The sequence below is a fragment of the Isoptericola cucumis genome, assembly GCF_014635665.1.
GTDB classification, from domain to species: domain Bacteria; phylum Actinomycetota; class Actinomycetes; order Actinomycetales; family Cellulomonadaceae; genus Isoptericola; species Isoptericola cucumis.
The window spans coordinates 151961-177023 of the sequence record NZ_BMDG01000003.1 but is presented as its reverse complement, the minus strand read 5'-3'; the positions used below and the strand labels follow the sequence as shown (position 1 = coordinate 177023).

The window sequence follows — 25063 nt, the reverse complement described above, 5'->3', positions numbered from 1 at the left end:
CGGGTCGGCTGCTGTCGGGCCGGCTGCTGTCGGGTCGGCTGCTGTCGGCTCGGCGGCGGGGTCCGTGGCGTCGGTCACGAGGACGACTGTAGGCGGTCCGAGCACCTCGCCGACCCTCGTCGGCCGGGTACCGTGGGCGCGTGCTCCGCCGCCCCACGTCGCGTCGTGTCGCGACCGCCTCCCTCGCCGCGCTCGCCGTCGCCGGACTGGCAGCGTGCGCCCCGTCGATCGGCGCCGTCCCGGCCGACGACGCCGCGAACCCCGCCTGCGCCCCGGTGATGCTCGCCCTGCCGGAGACCCTGGCCGGCGACCTGCCCCAGCGGGACACCAACGCCCAGGCGACCACCGCCTGGGGCGACCCCGGCGCCGCCGTGACGCTGCGCTGCGGCGTCACCCCGCCCGGCCCGTCGCCCGACTGCCAGCGCGTGGAGTCGCCCACCGGCACCGTGGACTGGATCGTCGAGGCCTCCGACGACGGCACCTGGCGCTTCACCACCTACGGGCGCGAGCCCGCCGTCGAGGTCGTCGTGCCGCCTGCCGTCACCGCCGGTCACTCGACGTCGTTCATCGGCGACCTCGCGCAGGCGGTCGGCAACGTCGAGCCCACCGCCGAGTGCACCTGACCCGCTTCCCGAGGTCGCCGCGGCCGTGCCGTGGCAGGGTCGTCCCATGGATCAACGGCTGAGCTTCGTGACCCTCGTCGTCGCCGACCTCGCGGCCACCCGGCGCTTCTACCTGGACGGCCTCGGCTGGGTACCGGCCCTGGAGGCGTCCGGCGAGGTGCTGATGTTCCGCGTGGGCGAGCACGTGGTCCTGTCCCTGTGGGACGAGGCGGAGGCCACGCAGGAGATCGGCCCTGTCACGCGCGGCGGGACCCCGCCGGTGACGCTCGCGCACAACGTCGCGACGACGGCGGAGGTCGACGAGGTCCTCGACGACGCCCGGCGCGCCGGCGCGCCGAAGGTCCACGACGCCGTCCGGCGCGACTGGGGCGGCTACTCGGGCTACTTCGCGGACCCGGACGGCTTCCGCTGGGAGGTCGCGTACAACCCGGGCGAGATCGGCGCGAGCGTGCTGCCGTAGCCGCGACCTCGACCGCGACCTCGGCGCGACCGGGACTGCCGCGCGGTCAGCGCAGGCCGGTGGGGCGCTCGAGGGCGAGCTGGACGAGCTCGTCCACCAGCTCGGGGTAGGTGATGCCCGACGCCTCCCACATGCGCGGGTACATCGAGAACGGCGTGAAGCCCGGCATGGTGTTGATCTCGTTGACCACGACGCGCTCGTCGGGCGTGACGAAGACGTCCACCCGGGACAGGCCCTCCGCGCCGACCGCCTCGAAGGTGCGCACCGCGACGTCGCGGATCTCCTCGATCAGCGCCTCCGGCAGGTCGGCCGGGCAGCGCAGGTCGACGTGCGCCTCGTCGAGGTACTTGGCCTCGAAGTCGTAGAAGGTGTGGCTGTCGTGGTCGACGACGATCTCGCCCGGCAGCGACGCGCGCGGCGCCGCTCCCCCGCGACCGCCGAGGACGGCGCACTCGATCTCGCGCCCGTCGATCCCGGCCTCGACGATCACCTTCGGGTCGTGCTCGCGGGCCGCCTCGAGGGCCGCCTCGAGGTCCGCGAGGTCGTCCACCCGGGTGATGCCGAGCGACGACCCGGCCCGCGCCGGCTTGACGAACAGCGGCAGCCCGAGCGCCCGGACGGCGTCCACGCACGCGGCGCGGTCCCGCTCCCAGTCCGCGGGGCGGATGACGGTGTACGGCCCGACGGCGAGCCCCTGCCCGGCCAGCACGAGCTTCATGAAGTGCTTGTCCATGCCGACGGCCGAGGCGAGCACGCCCGCGCCCACGTAGTGCACGTCCGCGAGCTCGAGCAGGCCCTGGACGGTCCCGTCCTCGCCGAACGGGCCGTGCAGCACGGGGAAGACGACGTCCACGGCGCCGAGCACGGCCGGCACCTGTCCCGGCTCGAGCACCCGCAGCGTGCGCTCGCCCCGGGCCAGCGACAGCACCACCTCGGCGCCGGAGCCGTCCGTCACCTCGGGCAGGCGGCCGTCGGCGATCTGCCAGCGCTCGGGGTCGTCCTCCGCGAGCACCCAGCGGCCCTCGCGGGTGATCCCCACGGGCACGACCTCGTAGCGGTCGCGGTCGATCGCACGCAGCACGCCCGCGGCCGTGGCGGCGGAGACGGCGTGCTCGCCCGAGCGGCCGCCGAACAGCACGGCGACGCGGGTCTTGCGCCGGGCGTCGCCGTCCGGCGCGGGGACGAGGGGAACGGGGCTCGTGGACGGAGCTGTGGTGGCGTCGGACATCGCCGCCCAACCTACCGGAGGATCGACCCCTCGCCGGTCGGGCTCAGCGCTGGCGCAGCTCCTTGCGCAGGATCTTCCCCGCGGCCGACTTGGGGACGGCGTCGACGAACTCGACGGCACGCACCTTCTTGTAGGGCGCGACCTGCTCCGCGACGAACGACTGCACGTCGTCGGCCGTGAGCGCGCTGCCGTCGGCGCGCACGACGAACGCCTTCGGCACCTCCCCCGACTCCGGGTCGGGCACCCCGATCACGGCGGCGTCGGCGATCTCCGGGTGGGTCAGCAGGAGCGCCTCCAGCTCGGCGGGCGCCACCTGGTAGCCCTTGTGCTTGATGAGCTCCTTGAGCCGGTCGACGACGAAGAACGCGCCGTCCGCGTCCACCGTCACGATGTCGCCCGTGTGCAGGTACCCGTCGGGCTCGAGGGTGTCGCGGGTGGACGCCTCGTCCGCCAGGTAGCCGACCATGACGTTGGGGCCCGCGCACAGCAGCTCTCCCGGGGCGCTGACGCCCTCGGCGGGGAGCGGGACCGGGGCGCCCGTCGCCGGGTCGACGATCTTCGCGGTCATGTTGGGCACGAGCATGCCCACCGAGCCCGACGAGACGTCCGTGCGGTCGACCGGGATGACGTGCGAGACCGGCGACATCTCCGACATGCCGTAGCCCTGCATCACCCGCGCCCCGGGCAGCCGGGCCGCGACGGCACCGGCGAGGTGCTCGTCGAACGGGGCCGCGCCCGACATGAGGATCCGCACGCTCGACAGGTCGCGCTGCGCCGCCGCCGGGTGCTTCGCCAGCGCGAGCGCGATCGGCGGGGCGACGAACAGCACCGTGGACCGGTGCTGCTCCACGACGCGCAGGTACTCGGCGAGGTCGAACCGCGGCAGCGTCACGAGCGTCGAGCGCTGGTACACCGCGCCGTTCATCAGCACCGTCATGCCGTAGATGTGGAAGAACGGCAGCACCGCCGGGATCACGTCGTCGGGGGTGAGGGGGATGTACGCCTCGGTCTGCAGCACGTTGGCCACGAGGTTGCGGTGCGTGAGCATCACGCCCTTCGGCAGGCCCGTGGTGCCGGACGAGTACGGCAGCACGGCGAGGTGCGTGGCCGGGTCGAACGCGACGTCGGGGGCCGGGTGCCCGCCCGCGAGCAGCTCGCCGAGCGAGGGGTGCCCGTCGGCGCCGTCCAGGACGACGACGTCGTGGGGCCCGATCCCGGCCGCGTCCGCGCCGGCCTCGGCGGCGGCCAGCAGCGGCGAGACGGTGACGAGCGCCCGGGCTCCCGAGGCCCGCAGCTGCTTGCCGACCTCCGCCCCCGTGGCCAGCGCGTTGACGGTGGTCACCGTCACCCCGGCGCGCAGGAGCCCGTGGAACACGCTCACGAACGCCGGCACGTTGGGGCTGTGCAGGGCCACCACGTCGCCGACGCCGAGGCCGCGGGCCGCGAACGCGCCGGCGATCGCGTCGACCTGGTCGCGCAGCGCGCGATACGTCGTCTGCTCGCCGCTCGGGCCGTCGACGACGGCGACCCGGTCCAGGTCGGCGCCGGCGAGCGGGGCGAAGAGGAAGTCGTACAGGCTGACGTCCGGGATCTCGACGTCGGGGTGCGGGCTGCGGATGACGCTGGCGTCGGCGCTGCTGTCGGACATGAGGGCCCCTCTCGTGCGGTGCACGGTCCTCGTCGACCGTGTGCCACCGGAGCGTAGCGCCGGGAACCCGTCGCGCGGGGCGTGCGTTAATGGGTCCGTGGAAACCACGATCGAGATCCCGGTCGCCGCGGCGGACGAGCCGCCCGCGCCCGACGACCCCAGTCATAGTCCCGGCCCGGCGACGCTCCCCCGTTCGGGACGAGCAGCGTCGCCGGCCCTCCGGCGCAGGGCGGTGCACCACCGGTGACCGCTGCCCTGACCCTCCTCCTCGGACTCCTCGTGATCGGTGTGATCACCGCCGCGACGGCCTACTTCGTCGCCCAGGAGTTCGCCTACATGACGGTGGACCGGTCCCGGCTGGCCGCCCGGGCCGAGGCGGGCGACGCCGCTGCCGGCCGGGCGCTCGCCGTGACCCGTCGCACGTCCTTCATGCTGTCCGGCGCCCAGCTCGGCATCACCGTCACCGGCCTGCTGGTCGGGTACGTGGCCGAGCCGCTCGTCGGCAGCTCCCTGGGCACGCTGCTCGGCGGCGTGGGCGTCCCGACCGGGGTCGGCGTCGCCGTCGGCACGGTGGCCGCCCTGGTCGTCTCGACGCTGGTGCAGATGCTGTTCGGCGAGCTGTTCCCGAAGAACCTCGCGATCGCCCGGCCCGAGCCCACGGCCCTGCGCCTCGCAGGGTCGACGACCGTCTACCTCACGATCACCGGCTGGCTCATCGCCGTCTTCGACAAGGCGTCGAACGCCCTGCTGCGCGTGCTGCGCATCGAGCCGGTGCACGACGTCGAGCACTCCGCGACCGCCCGTGACCTCGAGCACATCGTGGCCGAGTCCCGGTCCAGCGGCGACCTGCCCGACGAGCTGTCGGTGCTGCTCGACCGGATCCTCGACTTCCCGCAGCAGGACGTCGAGCACGCGATGATCCCGCGCTCGCGCGTCGGCACCGTCGAGCCCGGCGTCACCGTCGGCGAGCTGCGCCGCCTCATGGCGGGCGGCCATTCGCGCTACCCCGTGGTCGACGACGCGGACCAGGCGCTCGGCGTCGTCCAGCTCGCCGACCTGCTGCGCACCGGCCTGCCCGACGGCGCGCCGGTCACCGACCTCATGCGGCCCGTCACGGTGCTGCCCACCGTCATGGCCCTGCCCGACGCGCTGGCCGAGCTGACGCGCTCGCGCAACCAGCTCGCCGTCGTCGTCGACGAGTACGGCGGCTTCACGGGCGTGCTGACCGTCGAGGACCTGGCGGAGGAGCTCGTCGGCGAGATCACCGACGAGCACGACCCCGGGCTGCCCGTCACGGTGACGGCGGAGGAGGACGGCGCCTGGGTGATGGGCGGCGACGTCCACCTGGACGAGGCCGAGCGCGCGATCGGGCACGACCTGCCCCGCGCCGACCAGGAGACCGTCGCGGGGCTGCTCATCGCGGCCCGCGGCGCGCTGCCCCACGCCGGCGACACGATCACGGTCGAGCTGCCGCCCGACCCGGCGGACCTCGTCCACGACGAGCCCGTCGTCCGGCGCCTGGAGGTGGACGTGCTCTCGGTCGAGCGGCACGTCCCGCACCTGGTGCGGGTCCGGCTGGTGGAGGCCGAGGGCGCACCGGCGGACGCCGGCGACGGCACGTCGAGCGAGGAGGAGCAGCGATGAGCAACCCCTGGGTCGTGCTGGGCGCGACGGTGGCGATCATCGCCCTCAGCGCCTTCTTCGTGGCCGTCGAGTTCGCCCTGCTGGGCGCCCGGCGCCACCGTCTCGAGGACGCGGCGCCGAGCAGCCGCTCCGCCCGTGCCGCGCTGCGCAGCTCCTCCGAGCTGACGCTGCTGCTCGCGGGCTCGCAGCTCGGGATCACCGCGTGCACGCTGGCGCTCGGCGCCGTGACCAAGCCCGCCGTCCACCACTGGCTCACGCCGGTGTTCGCCACCTGGGGCGCCCCGTACTGGGTCGCCGACGTCGCAGGCTTCGTGCTGGCCCTGATCATCGTCACGTTCCTGCACCTCGTGGTGGGCGAGATGGCGCCCAAGTCGTGGGCCATCGCCCACCCGGAGACGTCCGCCACGCTGCTCGCGCTGCCGATGCGCGGCTTCATGTGGCTCACCCGCCCCGTGCTGCGCTGGCTCAACGCGCTCGCGAACCGGTGCCTGCGGGCGGTCGGGGTCGAGCCGGTGGACCACGTCGAGGTCGGTCACGACCCGGCCACGCTGCGCCACCTGGTGGAGCACTCGGCGAACGTCGGCGCGCTCGACGCGTCGTACTCGTCGCAGATCGCCGGCGCGCTGGAGCTGGAGACGCTCACCGTCGAGGCGCTCGTCCCGCAGGGGTCCGCGCCGACCGCCGTGGCGGCCGGGGCCACCGCCGCCGACGTGCGGGCCGCGTCGGTCACGTCGGGACACCTGCGGATCCTGCTCGGCACCGGCGACCACGTGCAGGGCCAGGTGACGGGCGTCGTGCACGTGCGCGACACCCTGTTGCTCGACGACGACGCCCCGGTGGCCGACGTGGCACGCCGGCCGTTCGTGCTGGACGCCGGCACGACGGTGCACGCCGCCCTGGCCCGCATGCGGGAGGCCGGGGAGCAGCTCGCGCTGGTGCGCGACGGGGACAGGATGCTGGGCGTCGTGACCCTGGCCGACGTGCTGCGGAGGCTGCTGCCGCGGCCCGCCGACGAGGCCCCGGCCGGGGCGGCCGCCGACTGAGCGCAGCAGCCTGACCTGCGACGACCGTGCGGGGCAGGCGGTGGGAGCGCGGCGTACGGTGAGGGCATGTCGCCCTCGCCGTTCGCCGTGCCCCGCCAGATCCTCACCGACGACCTGCTCACCACGATCCGCGGCCGGGCCGCCGGTTACGACCGCGAGAACGCGTTCTTCGCGGACGACCTGGCCGACCTCCGGGCGGCCGGGTACCTGCAGGCGATGGTGCCCGAGCACCTCGGGGGTGCCGGCCTCACGCTCCGCGAGACGGCGCGGGAGCAGGCGCGTCTCGCCGGCGCGGCGCCCGCGACGGCGCTGGCCGTCAACATGCACCACGTGTGGGTCGGCGTCGCCCGGTACCTGCACGAGCGTGGCGACGACTCGCTCGACTGGCTGCTGGACGAGACCGCCCGCGGCGAGGTCTTCGGCTTCGGGTACTCGGAGGCCGGCAACGACCTGGTCCTGCTGGGCTCGCGCACCGAGGCCCGGCCCGACGGCGACGGCGGGTACTCCTTCCACGGCACGAAGATCTTCACCTCCAACTCCCCCGGCTGGACGCGCCTGGGCGTCATGGGCCTGGACGAGACGTCCGACCCCGACGACCCGCGCATCGTGCACGCCTTCGTCACGCGCGACGGCGGCGGCTTCGAGATCAAGGACGACTGGGACACCCTGGGCATGCGGGCGTCGCAGTCGTGCACCACCGTGCTCGACGGCGCGCACGCCCCGGCGGACCGCGTGCCGCGACGCATCACGCCGGGCCCGAGCCTCGACCCGTACGTGCTGGGCATCTTCACCTCGTTCGAGATCCTGCTCGCGTCGGTGTACCTGGGGATCGCCGACCGGGCGCTCGCCCTCGCCGTCGAGACCGTGAACAAGCGCCAGTCGATGAAGTCCGGCAAGGCGTACTCGCAGGACCCGGACATCCGGTGGCGGATCGCCACCGCCGGGCTCGCGCTCGACGGCCTGTGGCCGCAGCTCGACATGGTGGCCGGCGAGGTGGACGCGCAGGTCGACGTGCAGAAGGGCAACGGGGCCGGGTTCTTCCGCTCGACCGCGGGGCTCAAGGTCCGCGTCACCGAGACCGCGCGCGACGTCGTCGACGAGGCGATCCGCTGCTCGGGCGGCTCCACGTACTTCAACCGCTCCGAGCTCGGGCGCCTGTACCGCGACGTGCTCGCGGGGATCTTCCACCCGTCCGACGACGAGTCGGCGCACTCGACGGTGGCGCAGGCGATCCTCGGCCCGCTCGAGGACTGAGCCGGAGCGCCGTGGAGGGTGCGGGCCGAGGAACGAGGCACTCGCCCGCAACGGAGCGCAGGCTCGGTCCGACTTCAGGCTCGAGGACTGAACCGGCGCGCAGCGGAGGTGCTGAGACCCCGCCGCGACGCTCGCGGGCGCGGCCGTATCCTGCGCGCATGACGCACGACCGGAACCGCCCGAGCAGCCTGTCCCCCGCCACCGTCGCCGTCAGCGCGGGCCGGCCCCCGAGGCAGCAGGGCGGGCCGGTGAACCCGCCGGTCGTCTTCAGCTCCACCTACGTGAACCAGGGCGTCTCCGCACCCGGCGAGCTGCTGTACACGCGCATGGACACGGAGACGTGGCACCCGTTCGAGGAGGCGCTCGCCGCGCTCGAGGGGGGCGAGCACGGCGTCGTCTTCGGCTCCGGCATGGCCGCCGTCGTCGCCGCGGTGGGGCACGTGCCCGCCGGCGGGGCGGTGGTCGTGCCGCGGCACGCGTACCAGGTCTCGCTCGGATACCTCGACGACCTCGCGAAGCGGCAGGGCGTCGAGGTGCGACGTGTGGACGTCGCCGACACGGCGCAGGTGGTGGCGGCCCTCGACGGGGCGCACGTGGTGCTCGCCGAGTCGCCGACCAACCCGATGCTCGAGGTCGCGGACCTGCCCGCGATCCTCGCCGCGGCGCGCGAGCGCGGGGTGCGCAGCGTGGTCGACAACACCTTCGCGACGCCGCTCGGGCAGCAGCCGCTGGCGCTCGGCGCGGACGTGGTCGTGCACTCGGTCACCAAGTACCTCGCCGGGCACTCGGACGTCGTCCTGGGCGCCGTGGTGACCGACGACCCGCAGCTGGCGGCCGACGTGCGCGCGTACCGCACCATGCACGGCGCCATCCCGGGCCCGATGGAGGTCTGGCTGGCCCTGCGCGGGCTGCGGACGCTGCACCTGCGGGTGGAGCGCGCGAACGCCAACGCCGCCGAGCTGGCCCGCCGGCTCGCCGAGCACCCGGCCGTGGCCGAGGTGCGCCACCCGTCCCTGCCCGCCGACCCGGGACACGAGCGCGCGGCCCGCCTCATGCACGGCTTCGGCGCGATCCTCGGGGTGCGGCCGCACGGCGGCGCGGCGGCGGCCGACGCCGTGGTCGCCGCCGTACGGCTCTGGGTGCCCGCGACGTCGCTGGGCGGCGTCGAGTCCACCCTCGAGCGGCGCCGGCGGTTCGCCACCGAGTCGGTGACCGTGCCGGAGGACCTGCTGCGGCTGTCCGCGGGGGTCGAGGACGTCGAGGACCTCTGGGCCGACCTCGACCAGGCCCTGCGCGCGGTCTGAGCCGCGGCCGGGGCGCGGCGCTCAGGCGCCGACGCCCTCGGCCTTCTGCGGACGGGCCAGCAGCGCGCGTGCCATGTCCTCGACCGGCAGCCCGTCGTAGAGCACGGAGACGACGCCCTGGGTGATCGGCATGTCCACCCCGTGCTTCTGCGCGAGGTCGAGCACCGACCGGCACGACTTCGCGCCCTCCGCGGTCGTGCCCGTGGCCGCGACCGCCTCCTCGAGAGTCATCCCCTCGCCGATGTGGCGGCCCAGCGTGTGGTTGCGCGAGAGCGGCGACGTGCACGTGGCGACGAGGTCGCCCATGCCGGCGAGGCCGGCGAACGTCTCGGCGTCGGCGCCGAGGGCGAGGCCGAGCCGGGTGATCTCCACGAGGCCGCGCGTGATGACGGTCGCCGTCGTGTTCGACCCGAAGCCGCGCCCCTGCGCCATCCCGACGCACAGCGCGATGACGTTCTTCACGGCGCCGCACAGCTCGACGCCCACGACGTCGGAGTTCGTGTAGGGGCGGAAGTAGGAGCTGGCGCACGCGTCCGCGACGAGGCGGGCCGCGTCGGGGTCGGCGCAGGCGACCACGGTCGCGGTGGGCTGGCGCTCCGCGATCTCCGGTGCGAGGTTCGGCCCGGAGACGACGGCGACGCGCGACAGCGGCACGTCGAGCGCCTCGACGATGACCTGGCTCATGCGCTCGTCGGTGCCGAGCTCCACGCCCTTCATCAGCGACACGATCACGGCGTCGGGCTCGACCAGCTCCCGCAGGCCGGTCAGCGTGGCGCGGGCCACCTGCGACGGCACGGCCACGACGACGATCTGCGCGCCGGCGAGCGCGGCGGCGGCGTCGGTGGTGCCCGTCATCGGGGGCAGGGCGATGCCCGGCAGGTACTTCTCGTTGGTGCGGGCCGTGCTCACCTCGCGCGCCACGTCGGCGTCACGACCCCACAGCCGCACCTCGCAGCCGGCGTCCGCGAGGACCATCGCGAAGGTGGTCCCCCACGAGCCGGAGCCGAGGACGGCGACGCGCACGGGGTGCACCCGCTCCTCGGCGCCGGCGGCGGTCTCGACGGTCGGGTCGGTGCTCAAGGGCGCTCCACGGGAGGGTAGGTCGTGCGCTTGGTCTCGTACTCGGGGTGCTTGCGCAGGTCGAAGCGCGCGGCGGGGGCCGGCTCCTCGCGGATCTCGGCGAGCTGCGCCGTGATCGCGTCCATGACGCGGTTCGTGGCCGCGCGCAGCACCTGGGAGTCCAGGGGGCGGTCGTACAGGTCGGACAGGTCGACGGGCGGGCCGACGGACACGGTGACCGTCTTGCGGGGGAACAGCCGCGGGAGGCGGCCGTAGCGCGCCAGGACACGGTGCGCCCCCCACTGGGCGATCGGGACGACGGGCAGGCGGCTTGCGAGCGCCATCCGCGCCAGGCCGGTCTTGGCCTCCATGGGCCACAGGTCGGGGTCCCGCGTCAGGGTGCCCTCCGGCAGGATCGCGACGCAGGCGCCGCCGCCGAGCTGGGCGGCGGCGTCCTCGAGGGACTTGGCCGCGGCGGTGGTGCCGCGGTCGACGGGGATCATGCGGGTGGCCCGCAGGACGGACCCCACCAGGGGGGTGGTGAACAGGCCGCGCTTGGCGAGGATGCGCGGCTCGTACCCCTGGTCGAAGAGGAAGTGGGCGAACGTCACCGCGTCCAGCTCGGTCACGTGGTTGGCGGCCGCGATGAAGCCGCCCTCCGGCGGCAGGTTCTCGACGTTCCGCCAGTCGTAGCGGACCATCGCGAACATCAGCGGCCGCACCACCCGTGCGACGGCACGGTAGGCGCGGGAATCGGGTCGGGCGATCGGCACGGAGCCTGAGCCTACCTCCCGTGCGACGGCAGGAGGCTCAGGCCCGTGACCCGGGGCCCTCGGTCAGTCGCGGGAGACGTCGGCGCCGAGCGCGACGAGCTTGTCCTGGAACGCCTCGTAGCCGCGGTCGATCAGGCTGATGCCGCGCACCGTGGAGGTGCCCTTGGCCGCCAGCGCCGCGATGAGGTGCGAGAACCCGCCGCGCAGGTCCGGCACCACGATGTCGGCCGCGGACAGCGGCGTCGGGCCGGAAACGACCGCCGAGTGGTGGAAGTTGCGCTGCCCGAAGCGGCACGCGCGCCCGCCCAGGCACTCCTTGTACACCTGGATGGTGGCGCCCATCTTGCGCAGCGCGTCCGTGAAGCCGAACCGGTTCTCGTACACCGTCTCGTGCACGATCGACACCCCGGTCGCCTGCGTGAGCGCGACGACGAGCGGCTGCTGCCAGTCCGTCATGAAGCCGGGGTGCACGTCCGTCTCCAGCACGATCGAGCTCAGGTCGCCGCCCGGGTGCCAGAACCGGATCCCGTCCTCCTGGACGTCGAACTGGCCGCCGACCTTGCGGAAGGTGTTCAGGAACGTCATCATCTCGGGCTGCGTGGCGCCCTTGATGGTCACGTCGCCGCCGGTGGCGAGCGCGGCCGACGCCCACGACGCGGTCTCGATCCGGTCGCCGAGCGCGGTGTGCGAGTAGCCCTCGAGGCGGTCGACGCCCTCGATCCGGATCACGCGGTCGGTGTCGACGGAGATGATCGCGCCCATCTTCTGCAGGACGGCGATGAGGTCCATGATCTCGGGCTCGATCGCGGCGCCCGTGAGCTCCGTAATGCCCTCGGCGCGGACGGCCGTGAGCAGCAGCTGCTCGGTCGCGCCGACCGACGGGTAGGGCAGCGCGATCTTGGTGCCCTGCAGGCGGCGCGGGGCGCTCAGCTGGATGCCGTTGGGCATCTTGTCCACGACGGCGCCGAACTGGCGCAGGATGTCCAGGTGGTAGTTGATCGGCCGGTCGCCGATGCGGCAGCCGCCCAGGTCGGGGATGAAGGCCTCGCCCAGACGGTGCAGCAGCGGGCCGCAGAACAGGATCGGGATGCGGCTCGACCCGGCGTGCGCGTCGATGTCCGCGACGTGCGCGGACTCGACGTTCGACGGGTCGAGGTCGAGGATGCCCGCGTCCGGGTCCGACTTCACGGTGACGCCGTGGAGCTCCAGCAGCCCGGTCACGACTCCGACGTCCCGGATCTGCGGCACGTTCCGCAGCACGCTGGCCGACTCCCCCAGCAGGGAGGCCACCATCGCCTTGGAGACGAAGTTCTTCGCCCCGCGCACCGTGATGGCGCCCTCGAGCGGTGTCCCGCCATTGACGTACAGCAGATCGTTCATGTCTTTGTGTCGTCCCGTCATACGGATGCGTCGGTTGCGTGGTTCGTCGAGAGCGCGCTGCGCCCCGGACCGTCGCGGCGCCGTCGATCCTGCCCCGCGCGACCCGCCGGTGCCAACACGCCTTGCCGCCCAGGTATTCACGTTCACCACACCTTCACGCCCCACGCACCCCGGGACAAGCGCGCCTCGCGATCACATCTTGAGACGTTCGCCCACCATGCGGGACGGTCGCCGTAACCTCTGCGGCCATGACCAACGCAGTCTCCGCCGGCACCGCCGCACCCGGCGCCCCCGCCGCGAACTCCCGCGGCCGCGTGATCGTCGCGTCCCTCATCGGCACCTCGATCGAGTTCTACGACTTCTACGCGTACGCCACCGCCGCCTCGCTCGTCTTCCCCGCCCTGTTCTTCCCGAACCAGGACGGCACGACCGCGCTGCTCGCGTCGTTCGCCGCCTTCGGTGTGGCGTTCGTCGCACGCCCCCTCGGCTCCGTGCTGTTCGGTCACTTCGGCGACCGGGTCGGCCGCAAGGCGACGCTCGTCGCGTCGCTGCTCACGATGGGGATCGCCACCGTGGTCATCGGTGTCATCCCGGCCGCCTCGACGCCCGGGTGGGCCGTCCTCGCGCCGCTCGTCCTCGTCCTGTGCCGGTTCTGCCAGGGCCTGGGCCTCGGCGGCGAGTGGAGCGGCGCCGCGCTCCTCGCCACGGAGAACGCCCCCGCCGGCAAGCGCGCGATCTGGGGCACCTTCCCGCAGCTCGGTGCGCCCATCGGCTTCATCCTCGCGAACCTGGTCTTCATCGGGCTGTCGAGCAGCCTGACCGCCGAGCAGTTCCAGTCCTGGGGCTGGCGGGTGCCGTTCCTGGCCAGCGCCGTCCTCGTCATCGTCGGGCTGTGGGTGCGCCTCAAGCTCATCGAGACGCCCGCGTTCACCAAGGTGGTCGAGGCCGAGGCCGTCGCCAAGGTGCCGGTGGCCCGCGTGTTCCGCACGTCGTGGCGCAAGATCGTCTCGGGCACGTTCATCATGCTCGCCACGTACGCGCTGTTCTACCTGATGACGACGTTCACCCTGAACTACGGCATCGCGCCGACGGACGCGGCGCCGGCGGGGCTCGGCTACGAGAAGATCGACTTCCTGTGGATGCTCATCGTGGGCGTCGTCTTCTTCGGCATCTTCACCCTGGTCTCCGGCCCGCTGGCCGAGCGCTTCGGGCGCCGGGCGCACCTCATGGTGGTCACGGCCGCGATCGCGGTGTTCGGCCTGCTGTTCGTGCCCCTGTTCGCCTCGGGGACGGTCGGCGTGATGACCCTGCTGATCCTGGGCTTCACGCTCATGGGCCTGACCTTCGGCCCGATGGCGGCGATGCTGCCCGAGCTCTTCCCCGCGAACGTGCGGTACACGGGGTCGGCGATCGCCTACAACCTGTCGTCGATCCTCGGCGCCGCCGTCGCGCCCTTCATCGCGGTCTGGCTGTGGGACGCCGCCGACTCGCCGGTGCTCGTCGGTGTCTACCTCGCGGCCATGGCCGCCATCACCTTCGTCGCCCTGCTCTTCGAGCGCGAGACGAAGGACGTCGACTTCGACGACGACATCGGTCGCTGACCGACGCCTGCCGACGGAGCCCCGGTCGCCGCCGCGGCCGGGGCTCCGTCGCGTCCGCACCCGGTTCCCCGGTCCCTGCGCGGGCGGTCTTCCTCTGGACCCGGCAGGCTGGCGCCGTCCGGCGCCCGCCGGAGAGAGGGGATCTCACATGAGCACCGCGAGCAGGAGAAGACGCCGAGCGGCCGCCGCCGTCGTGGCCGTGGCCACGGCGCTGGCGACCGCGACGGGGGCCGCCGCAGCGACGTCGACGACGACGGCGCAGCAGGCGGCCGACGACCTCCCGGAGTGGGGCGAGGTCGACAGCGCCCGCCTCGTGCCGCTGCAGGAGACGGGCGACCCGTCCGAGCGGCTGAACATCGTCGTGATGTGCGACGGCTACACCGCCGCCGAGCAGGACGCGTGCGCCGCCGACGTCGAGCGCAACCAGAACGTGCAGTGGAGCGTGGAGCCGTTCCGCAGCTACCGGCACTACGTCAACGTGTACCGGCTCGACATCGTGTCCGGTGGGTCGGGCATCCGCTGCGACCCCGACGAGGAGGGCGGCCCCGACCCGGACAAGGTCACACCGCTGCGGCTCGTCTTCTCGCCGGGCTGCGACGACCCGCTGGCGCGCGGCGTCGTCTACAACAACGCGAACGGCCAGGGCGGCGGCGACGACGCAGGCGCCACCCCGACCGGACGGCAGCAGCACGACTTCTACCTCGAGAACTACGTCGCGCCGGAGCTGGGGATCGACGCAGGCGCCCAGAACCTGCAGACGCTCGCCGTCTTCAACTCGTTCACGTACGGCGGGATCGGCGGGACCCAGGCGACGACGTCGGGCGGCAGCCCGCAGGGCCCGCTGGTGTCGCTGCACGAGCTGGGGCACTCGCTGGGCCAGATGGCCGACGAGTACCCGTACTCCCTGCGCCCGACGCCGGGCGACCCGCACCCGGACCGCGAGCCGGGCTCGTTCCACCACACGCGCATGACGTCGCAGCAGATGACGGACTCGCAGTCCAAGTGGTTCCGGTGGCTGGGCGAAGAGAGCCTGTCCGGCGGCACGATCCGGGCGGCGGACCCCGACGGGCACGAGTCCGGGGCCACGCGCGGCTCGGACGTCTGGCGGCCGAGCGAGCACTCGATCATGCGCTGGCTGGGCTTCCACTGGGACCAGGTGGGCCGCGAGCACATGGTGGCCCGCCTGACCGGCCAGCGGAACGCCGGGCAGATGTCGCTGCCGTCCACGCCCGAGGGCGAGGTGCCGCGCGACGGCGTCGTGTGGGTCGACACGACGCAGCCGCGGTTCCACGAGCTCGACGTGACGTGGCGGGTGGGCGGCCCCGACGGGCGCGTGCTCGACACCGGTGGCGCCCGCAGCCTCGACCTGGCCGGCCTGGACCTGGAGCCCGGCACGGTGCTGCACGTCGAGGCCCGCGACCCCGTCGGCCCGGACGGGCTCGACTGGGTGCGCAACCCGTCGACGAACAACACGACGACGGACTCCGGCTACAACGGTCCGCGGTTCGTGCAGACGCGGCAGTGGACCGTCGGCGAGGCGACGGCGCCCGCGACACCGCCGACCGACCCCGTCGTCGCCGGCTCCCCCACCGACCGGCCGCTGGCGGCCGACGAGGTCGCCTCCGTGCAGACCGCCCACCCGGCCGACCGCGTGATCGAGGTCGCCTGGGAGCTCGACGGCCGGGCGGTGGACGGCACCACGGACCGGACGCTCGACCTGGGATCGCTCGACCTGGCCGGCGGCACCCACGAGCTGGTGGCCACCGTCACCGACCCTGCCGGGGGCGACCCGCAGACCCTGACCTGGGCGGTGGACGCGGTGCCGCCGACGGCGCCGCGCACGCTGTCCCCCTCGCTGGCCTCCGTCGCGTCGGACCCCGACCACGGGGTCTGGTTCGACGAGTTCGACATGACGCTCGAGCCGACCGACGACCCCACCGGGTACGACGGCGACCCGTACGTGGTGGGCGAGTTCCGGCTCGACGGCGACGGGTGGTTCAACTACTTCGGGTTCCCCGAGCAGGAGGACGCCCCGTTCACGTTCTCGCACTCCGGCAAGGTCGTGAAGTCGCTGGTGTACGGGTCGCTGGGCTCGGGCGGCATGTCCAAGGCCGCGTTCGAGCAGGAGTACGACGCCGGCGACCCGGGCGGCCCGTTCGTGCCCGGCTTCGGCACGCACACCGTCGAGCACCGCGCCATCGACCCCGCCGGCAACGTCGGCGAGGCCGATGCCTTCGACGCGACGGTGATCCCGGGCGCCGAGCTCGAGTGCGACCGGACCGTCTCGGGCGCGGTCGCCGGGCGGCTCGCCGTCCGCTCGGGCACCACGTGCCTCGACGGGGCGACCGTGCGCGGCGGCGTGAGCGTCGCGGCCGGCGCGTCGCTCAAGGTGGTCGGCTCGACCGTCAGCGGGTCGCTGTCGGCCACCGGGGCCGAGGCCGTGCAGCTGTTCGGCAGCACGGTGGCGGGCTCCGTGAGCGTCACGGGCACGACGGCGGACGTCACCGTCGTCGGGTCGACGCTGCGCGGGTCGGTGGCGCTCACCGGCAACACGCAGCGGCAGGCGAACGAGCGCTACAGCACGCACGAGGGCGCGTACGGGCCGGTGCTCGTGGGCAACCGGATCTCCGGCTCCCTCGCCTGCTCCGGCAACAGTGCGGCGCCGCGGGACTTCGGGGCGCCCAACGAGGTGACGGGTTCGGCCTCCGGCGGCTGCGCCGGCCTCTGACCAGCGCCGGCCGGGCCTGTCGGGACCTCTCGACAGGCCCGGCCGGCGTCAGCCCGCGGCTTCCTCGTGGTGCTGCACCGGCGACATGGACGCCGCGCACACGACACCCACCACGAGGACGACGCCGACGACCAGCAGCGTCTGCGCGGCGGCGTCCGCGAAGCCCGCGAAGAACGCCTGCTGCGCGGCCGCGCCGATCTGCCGGGCTGCCTCGGCCGGGACGCCGTCGGGCAGCTGCACGGAGCCGACGGACGTGCTGCCGAGCTCGCCGCTGGACCGCGCGATCCCGTCGACGAACGCCTGGCGGTACTGCTCGGGCAGCCCGGCGGCCACGTCCTGCGCGGCGGCGGGGACCGTGACGCCCAGCCGCGCCGACAGCGTCGCCACGACCACCGCCGACCCGATCACGCCGCCCACCTGACGGTTCGTGTTGAACGCCCCGGCGCCCGCGCCGGCCGTCCGGGCGTCGAGCCCCGACGTCGCGAGGTTGGACAGCGGCGAGAACGTCAGCCCCGTGCCGACGCCGAACAGCGCCATCGGCCACAGCAGCACCCACGGGGAGAGGTCGGGGTCGAGCACGGCCGCGATCCACACCACGGCCCCGGCGATGGCGGCGAACCCGGCGGCCACCACCCACTTGGCCGGCACCCGGTCGGACAGCCGGCCCGCGAACGGCGCCACCACGCCCGACACCAGCGAGCCCGGCACCATGACCAGCGCCGCGTCGATCGGCGTCAGGCCGAGGATCGACTGCAGGAAGATCGTCAGCGGGAAGAAGATGCCGATCATCGCGAACGTCACGACCATGCCGTCGACGTTCGCCAACGAGAAGTTGCGGGACCGGAACAGCCGCAGCGGCAGCAGGGCGCGCGGCCCCTGCCGGTGCTGCCACCACACGAAGACCACGAGGAGGACGACGCCGAGCCCGACCAGGCTCCACACGGAGACGGGCCCCCAGATCTGCCCCCAGTCGAAGTTCTCCCCCTCCTGCAGGCCGAAGACGACGGCGCCGACGCCCAGCACCGACAGCACCACCCCGAGCGGGTCCAGCGACGTGCCGTGCGACGGCAGGTGCGGCAGCCGGGCGAACGAGAACCACAGCGCGGCGACCCCCACCGGGATGTTCACGTAGAAGATCCACTCCCAGCCGATCGTCTCGACGAAGACGCCGCCCAGCAGCGGCCCGGCGATGGTCGCGACGCCCGCCGTCGCGCCCCACAGACCCATCGCTGCGCCCCGCTGCCGCGGCGGGAAGACCCGCGTGATCATCGACATCGTCTGCGGCGTCATGAGCGCCGCGCCGACGCCCTGCAGGACGCGGAAGGCGATGAGCCACGCGATCTCCGGGGCGGAGCCGATGTTCCCGGAGAAGCCGCACAGGAACGAGAACGTGGTGAACACGACCAGGCCGGTCACGAACACGGCCTTCTGCCCGTACCGGTCCCCCAGCCGCCCGGCGAGCAGCATCAGCACCGCGTAGGACAGCAGATAGGCGCTGTTCACCCAGCCGACCTCGATGAGCGACGCCGAGAACTGGTCGGTGAGCGTCGGGATCGCGATGTTCACGATCGTGGTGTCGACCATGATCATGAAGAAGCCGAGGATGAGCGGCGGCAGCACGCTCCACGCCGACCGCCCGTGCAGGTCGACGAGCGGGATCACCGGGCCGCGCCCGGAGGTGGTGGACATGCGACGAGCGTGACACGGCCCACCGACGCGCGCCCCGCCGGCCCGGTGGAGTGCCCGGCCGAGCGCCCGGTTCAGCTCTCCGGACGGTCCAGCGCGGACCGCAGCGCGGCGGCGATCTCGCCGGCCGCGGCGAGCTGGTCGTCGGTGAGCGCGTCGACGAAGAGCTGCCGGACGGCGCGCAGGTGCGCGACCGACGCACGGCGGAACGTCGCCGCTCCGTCGTCCGTGAGCGCGACGCCGGCCGACCGGCCCCCCTTCCGCGCGACCAGGCCGCGCCGCTCCATGCGGCCCACCTGGTGCGAGAGGCGGCTGCGCTCCCAGCCGACGGCGTCGGCGAGCGTCGACGAGCGCAGACAGTGGCCGTCGGCGTCGTGCAGCGCGAGCAGGACGGCATAGTCGGACGACGACAGCGACGACTCCGCCTGCAGGCGGGACGACAGCCGCGACCGCAGCGCCTCGGTGGTCTCGACGAAGTCGCGCCAGACGCGCAGCTGCTCGCTCGTGGTCGTCCGCCTCGGGCCGGGACCGGGCTGGTCCATCTCGACACCCCTCTCCGGGAATTGACACGTCAATTCCGACGTTACCCCGGCGACCACGATTCGTCGCTCGAGCAGGCCGGGACCGGCCTGCGACACGGGAGGGCCACCATGACCACGCTCCAGCTCGGGCTCGACTCGTTCGGCGACCGTCCGGTCGGCGCCGACGGCGAGCTCGTCTCGCACGCCGCCGCCATCCGCCAGGTTGTCGAAGAGGCGGCGCTCGCCGACCAGGTCGGAGTCGACGTCCTCGCCCTCGGCGAGCACCACCGGCCGGAGTACGCCGTCTCGACGCCGGAGACGGTGCTCGCCGCGATCGCGTCCCGGACCGAGCGGATTCGGCTCGCCTCGGGCGTCACGGTGCTCTCCTCCGACGACCCGGTCCGGGTGTTCCAGCGCTTCGCGACCCTCGACGCGCTGTCGAGCGGGCGAGCGGAGGTCATCCTGGGGCGCGGCTCGTTCACCGAGTCCTTCCCGCTGTTCGGCTACGACCTGGCCGACTACGACGTGCTGTTCGAGGAGAAGATCCACCTCTTCACCGAGCTGCTCACCGAGAAGCCCGTCACGTGGAACGGGGCCACCCGGCCTCCGCTGCGGGACGCCGACGTCTTCCCCAAGACCGAGTCCGGCCGCCTGTCGACGTGGGTCGGCGTGGGCGGTTCCCCGCAGTCCGTGGTCCGCGCGGCGCACTACGGCCTGCCCCTCATGCTCGCGATCATCGGCGGCGAGCCGGCACGGTTCGCCCCGTACGTCGACCTGTACCGACGCGCGACGGACCAGCTCGGCACGAATGCGCACCCCGTCGGCATGCACTCCCCCGGGTTCGTCGCCGACACCGACGACGAGGCCGTCGAGATCTTCTGGCCGCACTACCGCAAGCAGCGCGACCGCATCGGCGCCCTGCGAGGCTGGCCGCCGATCCGCCGTGAGGAGTTCGACGCCGAGGTGGCGCACGGCTCGCTGTACGTCGGCTCGCCCGAGACCGTGGCGCGCAAGGTCGCAGCCGCCGTCACCACGCTCGGCGTCGGGCGCTTCGACATGATCTACACCACCGGCGCGCAGCCTGCCGAGGCCCGGCTGCGCAACGTCGAGCTGTACGGCACCCGCGTGATCCCGCGGGTCCGCGAGCTGGTCGCGGAGGGCGCCGCGCGTGGTGACGCCGCATGACCGCCGTCTCGCCGCCCGGCGGGGCCGCCACGCTCGGCGTCCTCGGGGCGGGGAAGGTCGGGACCGTCCTGGCGCGGCTCGCCGTCGCCGCGGGGTACCGCGTGCTCGTCGCGGGCTCCGGCGACCCGGCGAAGATCGCGCTCACCGTCGACGTCCTCGCCCCCGGGGCGCAGGCCGTCACGGCCCAGGAGGCCGCGGCGAAGGCCGACCTCGTCGTCCTCGCGCTCCCGCTCGGCCGGTACCGCACCGTCCCCGCGGACGCCCTGGCCGGCAAGCTCGTCGTCGACGCCATGAACTACTGGTGGGAGGTCGACGGGCACCGGACGGACCTGAGCGACCCGGCCACCTCGACGAGCGAGCTCGTGCAGGAGTTCCTCCCGGCGTCGCGCGTGGTCAAGGCGTTCAACCACATGGGCTACCACGACCTCGACGCCGGGGCGCGGCGTTCCGGCTCCCCTGGCCGCAAGGCGATCGCCGTCGCCGGGGACGACCCCGACGACGTGCGGCTGGTCGCCGACCTCGTCGACCGGATCGGCTTCGACCCCGTCGTCGCCGGCCGCCTGTCCAGCGGGGCGCGCCTGCAGCCGGGGATGCCGGCCTTCGGCGCGAACCTGCCCCACGACGAGCTGCGCGCGCTCGTCGCGCCCGCCGGCTGACGACGTCGGAGGAATGCGCCCGCCGGGTGCCCGCCCTATGCTGGTCGGCAGGGCGGCGCGTCCCGCCCGACCCCCGACCGGTGCTCGCGCCACCGGGACCGCGCGAGCGGTGGGGGCAGAGGGGACCTCGAGTGCTCGGCGTGGCATGGACACCGTGTTCCGAGGTGCCCTGCCGGCGGGCGCGAGCCGCGGGCGGAGCGCCGCGCGAGCACAGGAGTCCGTCATGACGAAGCACGAGACCTTCAAGAAGCGGGTGCGCGAGCGCATGGCCCGCACCGGCGAGAAGTACGGCGCCGCGCGCCGGGCTCTCCTCGCCCGAGCGAGCAGCCCCACGGACGGGGCCGACCCCGGCTGGGTGTCCCCGCCCGACGTCTCCGACGACGCGATCCGCAGCAACACCGGCCACGGCTGGGACGAGTGGGTCGCGCTGATCGACGCCGGCCCGGGCCGGGCGGCCGGCCACACCGCGATCGCGGCCTGGGTGGGCGAGCAGCACGACGTCCCCGGGTGGTGGGCGCAGTCCGTCGCCGTCGGGTACGAGCGGATCACGGGACTGCGCGTCCCCGGCCAGCGCCCGGACGGCACGTTCTCCGTCAGCCGGTCGAAGCTGGTCGACCTCGACCCCGACGTCCTGCGCAAGCTGCTGGACGACGACGCCGACCGCACCGACCTGGTGCCCGGCCTCACCCTGACCCCGCGGTCGCGCCCCGGGGTGAAGAGCCCACGGTTCGGGGTGTCCGACGACGACGGCCAGCACGGCGTCCTGCTCGTGTCGATGGACGCCGCGGGGCCGCGGGTGCGCCTGACCGCCACCCACGAGAAGCTCGCGTCGGCCGCCGAGGCCGAGCAGTGGAAGGCCTACTGGGGCGAGTGGCTGGAGGCGCTGGCCGCGTCCTGACCCGCCCGGCGCGCGTCGGCGACGCGGCGCCGCCCGGCGGGGTACGGCAGCTCGTCGGCGAGACGCCCGGCGGCGGCGAGCAGCCCCTCGGCCTCGCCGGCCCGCCCCAGCCGCCGCGTCGCCGTGGCGAGCACGACGACCGCGTCGACCTCGTCGAGGTGCTCCCCCGCCGCCCGCGCCCGCTCGGCCTCGGCGGCGGCGACCCGTCGTGCCTCCTCCGGCCGCCCCGCGGCGAGGTGTGCCCACGCCACGAGCACAGCACCGGTCACGCCGTCCGACCCGTCGCCCAGGATCTCGAGCGCCGCCGCCGGGTCCGCCGCGGCCAGGTGGTGCTCGGCCCGGGCCAGGCGCACCACCAGCCGCGCCTGACGGTCGCCCGCGGTGGCGACGACGGTCTCGGCGCGGTCCAGCAGCGCGGCGGCGTCGTCGTGCTCGCCGGCCCGCCCGCGCACGGACGCGAGCGCCGCCAGCGCGTACGGCAGGCACCAGGTGCGCTCCCACTCGGCGGCGGCGAAGGCCTGCTCGGCGAGGTCCCGCGCGGCGTCGGGCTCGTCCAGCAGCAGCCGGAGCTCGGCCAGGTTCGCGCGCTCGAAGGCGGCGGAGGTCTGGTCGCCGGACCGCAGCGCGAGCTCCAGTGCACGCTCCCCGAACTCCACGGCTCGCGCCAGCCGCCCGCTCCGCCGCGCGTTCTCCCGGAGCGTCGAGAGCACGGCGCCGAGCAGCGTCGGGTCGCCGTAGGCCTCCGCCGGGGCCAGTGCCCGGTCCGCGGCCTCCCTCGACTCGGCGAACCGCCCGGCCAGGCCGAGGTTGCTCGCCTGACCCGCGTACGCGCGGGCGACCAGGCCGTGCCGCTCCGCCCCGGGGACCTCCCGCGCCGCGGCGAGCGCCCGGCGGGCGGCGTCGTGCCCCTCGTCGTGCCGACCCTGCGCGCGCCGCACCCCGGACAGGGCGAGGCGGTGCTGTGCCTCGGCCTCCGGCGGCGTCCGCGCCGTCACGGGGTGCGCCCGCAGCACGCGCGCGGCCTCGTCGACCTCGCCTGTGCGCAGCAGGCACTGGGCCAGGCGCCCGGCCACCAGCACCGACTCGGCCGCCTCGTCCCGCCGGACGAACTCGGCGAGCGCGGTGCGCAACGTCGCGCTGGCGGCGGCGAACTGCCCCATGCGGAACAGCACCCCGCTGTGCGCGAGCCGCGCCCGGGCGGCGTCGACGTCGAGGCGGTTCACGAGGTCGCGGTAATAGCGGTCCGCGGCGTCGTTCGCGTACAGGGCCGCCGCACGCTCGGCGGCGCGACGCAGGTACTCGGCCGCCCGCGGGTCGTCGGCGCGGGCGAGGTGGGAGGCCAGCGTGTCGACGGCGTCGGGCCGACGACGCAGCACCGCCCCCGCGACGGCGGCGTGCAACTGCCGCCGGCGGACGGCGCTGAGCCGCTCGTAGCAGGTCAGCCGCACCACGGGGTGGCGGAACGCCAGCCCGTCCTCCCCGCGGCCGGACACCACCACCTGCCGCTCCTCCACGAGCGACGCGGCGATCGCGCGCTCGACCGCGTCCGCGGCCGCGGCGCCCGCCACGGGCGGCTCGAGCCCGTGCCGCGCGACGTCGAGCAGCTCGGTCAGCGCCGCCTCCCCGCCCACGACGGCGAGCGCCTCGACCACCCGCCGGGCGTCCGGGTCGAGCCGGTCGAGCCGGGCAGCCACGGCCTGGGCGACCCCGTCCGGCGCCGCCGCGCCGCCGTCGGCTCCGTCGCCGGCGCCGCCGTCGCCTAGCGGCCCGCGGGCCAGCTCGAGCGCGAACAGCGGGTTGCCCCGGGAGAGCCGCCACGCCCGCCGGTGGGCGCCCTCCGCGCGCTCGGCCGGCGGCATCGCGTCGCGCACCATGGCCAGGCACGCCTCCTCGTCGAGACCGTCGAGCCTCTCGGTCGCGCACAGGCCCTGGCGGGCCAGCGACGCGACGACGGCTCGGCGGGGGTCGGCGTCGTGCAGCTCCTCGGCGCGGTAGGTGGCGAGGAAGCGCAGGTCGGTCCTCAGCTCGGCGGCGTGCCGGGCCAGGTGGCCGAGCAGCCGGAAGGTGCCGAGGTCGCCCGCCTGCAGGTCGTCGAGGACGACGAGCACGGGCTGCTCGACCGCCAGGGCGCCGAGCACCAGGGCGCCGGCGCGGAACAGCCGGTCCCTCTCCTCCTCGGGCGTGTGCTCGCCCGCCCCCGGCACCTGCCCCAGCGAGGGCAGCAGCACCGCGAGCTCCGGGTACTCCGCCCCGATTTCGGCCCGCTCGGCCGCGTCGCATCCGGCGAACCACCGGTCGAGCGCCTCGGCGAACATCCCGTAGGGCGTGCGCCCGTCCGGGTCCTGCCCCGCACCCCACAGGACCGCGGCGCCGCCTGCCGCCGCCCGTGCCGCGGCCTCGGCAGCCAGCCGGGTCTTGCCCACCCCGGCCTCGCCGGTGAGCAGGACAACGGGCGCGGCGCCCCGTCCGGCCAGCCTGCCCAGCGCGTCGTCTCGGCCGCGCAACGGGGCGGCCGCAGCGGCACGCACGGGCGCGGGCAGGGCGGGCGGGGCCGGGACGCGGGCCGGCGCCGCGGACAGGGCCTCGCGGTGCAGCCGCTCGATCACCGGGCCCGGCCGCACGCCGAGCTCCTGGTCGAGGACGCGGCGGCACCGGTGGTACTGCGCGACGGCGCGCCGGCGGAGCCCCTGGCGCAACGCCGCCTCCATGACGAGCCGGTGTGCCCGCTCGTCGGCGGGGCTGCCGGCCAGCACCTGCTCGGCCAGGGCCACCGCCTCGCGGGGCGCGCCGCCAGCCAGCCGGGCGGCGCCCAGGCGAAGGCGGAGCCGGTCGCGGAGCTCACCGACCCCGGCGCGCCGCGCCTCGGCCCACGGCTCGTAGCAGTCCTCGGGCAGCAGGTCCCCGGTGAACAGCGCCAGCGCGCGGGCGAGCGCGGCGGTGTCGTCGGCCCCGTCGTACCCGTCGCCGTCGGACGCGTCGAGCGCGGCCCGGGCGGCCGCCTCGGCCTCGTCGGCGTCGACCCGCACGGTCGCCGGGTCGAGCGCGAGCATCGGCCCCTCCGCCACCAGGTACGACGACGCCGCCCGGGGCGCCAGCTCGGGCTCGAGGGCGTGGCGGGCGGCGTGCAGCGCGACCCGCAGGCTGCCGAGGGCGGCCTGCGGGTCGGTGCCGGGCCAGCAGGTCTCCATGACCTGCTCCCGGTGCAGCCGGTGCTCCGGCGTCACCGCCAACAGCTTGACGAGGCCGCGCGCGCTCGGCCGCGGCCACTTCTCGGGGAGGTCGGGGCCGCCGTCACGCGTGACCCGGAACCCGTCGAGGAGGTGGAGCCGCAGCAGGGGTGCCGGGTTGGGGTGCCGCTCGTCCATCGGGTCG

The 25063-nt window shown here is 74.7% G+C and carries 19 protein-coding genes; 11 read left to right on the top strand and 8 right to left on the bottom strand.

All coding sequences use genetic code 11. From position 1 onward, the window contains the following. Positions 1 to 140: 140 nt before the first annotated feature. The gene (locus IEW03_RS05045) at positions 141 to 623 is read left to right on the top strand and encodes a DUF3515 family protein (RefSeq protein ID WP_188522568.1); all 483 of its coding nucleotides are present in this window, start codon (positions 141 to 143) and stop codon (positions 621 to 623) included. Between the two features lie 46 nt (positions 624 to 669). Further along, positions 670 to 1083 (top strand): VOC family protein, encoded by a 414-nt coding sequence (locus IEW03_RS05040; protein ID WP_188522567.1) that lies wholly within the window; start codon positions 670 to 672, stop codon positions 1081 to 1083. 46 nt (positions 1084 to 1129) lie between these two features. Here the strand turns inward: IEW03_RS05040 and IEW03_RS05035 are convergent, their stop codons facing one another. Both IEW03_RS05035 and IEW03_RS05030 read right to left on the bottom strand, forming a co-directional pair. Then, complete coding sequence (locus tag IEW03_RS05035; RefSeq protein WP_188522566.1) at positions 1130 to 2311, bottom strand: D-alanine--D-alanine ligase family protein; 1182 nt, start codon at positions 2309 to 2311, stop codon at positions 1130 to 1132. A gap of 43 nt (positions 2312 to 2354) precedes the next feature. After that, positions 2355 to 3959 (bottom strand): AMP-binding protein, encoded by a 1605-nt coding sequence (locus IEW03_RS05030; RefSeq protein WP_188522565.1) that lies wholly within the window; start codon positions 3957 to 3959, stop codon positions 2355 to 2357. Between the two features lie 243 nt (positions 3960 to 4202). On the opposite strand from IEW03_RS05030, the gene IEW03_RS05025 reads away from it, so the two are divergent. From IEW03_RS05025 to IEW03_RS05010, 4 genes are all read left to right on the top strand, one after another. After that, positions 4203 to 5603, top strand: coding sequence for a hemolysin family protein (locus IEW03_RS05025; RefSeq protein ID WP_188522564.1), 1401 nt, complete (start codon positions 4203 to 4205; stop codon positions 5601 to 5603). Next, positions 5600 to 6646 (top strand): CNNM domain-containing protein, encoded by a 1047-nt coding sequence (locus IEW03_RS05020; RefSeq protein WP_188522563.1) that lies wholly within the window; start codon positions 5600 to 5602, stop codon positions 6644 to 6646. Before IEW03_RS05025 ends, IEW03_RS05020 begins: the two co-directional genes overlap by 4 nt. Positions 6647 to 6712: 66 nt before the next feature. Beyond that, positions 6713 to 7900 (top strand): acyl-CoA dehydrogenase family protein, encoded by a 1188-nt coding sequence (locus IEW03_RS05015; RefSeq protein ID WP_188522562.1) that lies wholly within the window; start codon positions 6713 to 6715, stop codon positions 7898 to 7900. A gap of 158 nt (positions 7901 to 8058) precedes the next feature. Then, a complete protein-coding gene (locus IEW03_RS05010) occupies positions 8059 to 9204 on the top strand; it encodes a trans-sulfuration enzyme family protein (protein WP_188522561.1) in 1146 nt (381 codons plus the stop codon). A 21-nt stretch (positions 9205 to 9225) separates the two neighbouring features. On the opposite strand, the gene IEW03_RS05005 is transcribed toward IEW03_RS05010, so the two are convergent. The 3 genes from IEW03_RS05005 to murA all read right to left on the bottom strand — a co-directional run bounded on the left by IEW03_RS05005 (position 9226) and on the right by murA (position 12416). Then, positions 9226 to 10284, bottom strand: coding sequence for an NAD(P)H-dependent glycerol-3-phosphate dehydrogenase (locus IEW03_RS05005; protein ID WP_268236077.1), 1059 nt, complete (start codon positions 10282 to 10284; stop codon positions 9226 to 9228). Next, positions 10281 to 11036, bottom strand: coding sequence for a lysophospholipid acyltransferase family protein (locus tag IEW03_RS05000; protein WP_229737493.1), 756 nt, complete (start codon positions 11034 to 11036; stop codon positions 10281 to 10283). The genes IEW03_RS05005 and IEW03_RS05000 overlap by 4 nt, the downstream gene beginning before the upstream one ends. Before the next feature lie 63 nt (positions 11037 to 11099). Next, positions 11100 to 12416 carry a UDP-N-acetylglucosamine 1-carboxyvinyltransferase gene (murA, locus tag IEW03_RS04995; protein ID WP_188522560.1) on the bottom strand — a complete coding sequence of 439 codons (1317 nt, stop codon included), beginning with the start codon at positions 12414 to 12416 and terminating at the stop codon, positions 11100 to 11102. A gap of 248 nt (positions 12417 to 12664) precedes the next feature. Between murA and IEW03_RS04990 the strand changes: the two genes are divergently transcribed. Beyond that, entirely contained in the window at positions 12665 to 14017 is a 1353-nt protein-coding gene (locus tag IEW03_RS04990; RefSeq protein WP_188522559.1) for an MFS transporter, read from the top strand. A 148-nt stretch (positions 14018 to 14165) separates the two neighbouring features. After that, positions 14166 to 16745 carry a M64 family metallopeptidase gene (locus tag IEW03_RS04985; RefSeq protein WP_188522558.1) on the top strand — a complete coding sequence of 860 codons (2580 nt, stop codon included), beginning with the start codon at positions 14166 to 14168 and terminating at the stop codon, positions 16743 to 16745. Positions 16746 to 16793: 48 nt separating this feature from the next. On the opposite strand, the gene IEW03_RS04980 is transcribed toward IEW03_RS04985, so the two are convergent. Together IEW03_RS04980 and IEW03_RS04975 are read right to left on the bottom strand one after the other, a co-directional pair. After that, complete coding sequence (locus tag IEW03_RS04980; RefSeq protein ID WP_188522557.1) at positions 16794 to 18434, bottom strand: DHA2 family efflux MFS transporter permease subunit; 1641 nt, start codon at positions 18432 to 18434, stop codon at positions 16794 to 16796. Positions 18435 to 18505: 71 nt separating this feature from the next. Next, positions 18506 to 18973, bottom strand: a complete 468-nt coding sequence (locus tag IEW03_RS04975) for a MarR family winged helix-turn-helix transcriptional regulator (protein ID WP_188522556.1) — start codon at positions 18971 to 18973, stop codon at positions 18506 to 18508. Positions 18974 to 19081: 108 nt separating this feature from the next. Here IEW03_RS04975 and IEW03_RS04970 point away from each other — a divergent pair, with 108 nt between their 5' ends. From IEW03_RS04970 to IEW03_RS04960, 3 genes are all read left to right on the top strand, one after another. Beyond that, a complete protein-coding gene (locus IEW03_RS04970) occupies positions 19082 to 20137 on the top strand; it encodes an LLM class flavin-dependent oxidoreductase (RefSeq protein WP_188522555.1) in 1056 nt (351 codons plus the stop codon). Next, positions 20134 to 20793, top strand: a complete 660-nt coding sequence (locus tag IEW03_RS04965; RefSeq protein WP_188522554.1) for an NADPH-dependent F420 reductase — start codon at positions 20134 to 20136, stop codon at positions 20791 to 20793. The genes IEW03_RS04970 and IEW03_RS04965 overlap by 4 nt, the downstream gene beginning before the upstream one ends. A 223-nt stretch (positions 20794 to 21016) precedes the next feature. Continuing rightward, the gene (locus IEW03_RS04960; RefSeq protein WP_188522553.1) at positions 21017 to 21691 is read left to right on the top strand and encodes a DUF4287 domain-containing protein; all 675 of its coding nucleotides are present in this window, start codon (positions 21017 to 21019) and stop codon (positions 21689 to 21691) included. Here IEW03_RS04960 and IEW03_RS04955 read toward each other — a convergent pair. Continuing rightward, entirely contained in the window at positions 21652 to 25056 is a 3405-nt protein-coding gene (locus IEW03_RS04955) for an ATP-binding protein (protein WP_188522552.1), read from the bottom strand. The two genes, IEW03_RS04960 and IEW03_RS04955, sit on opposite strands and share 40 nt — an antisense overlap. Positions 25057 to 25063 lie beyond the last annotated feature (7 nt).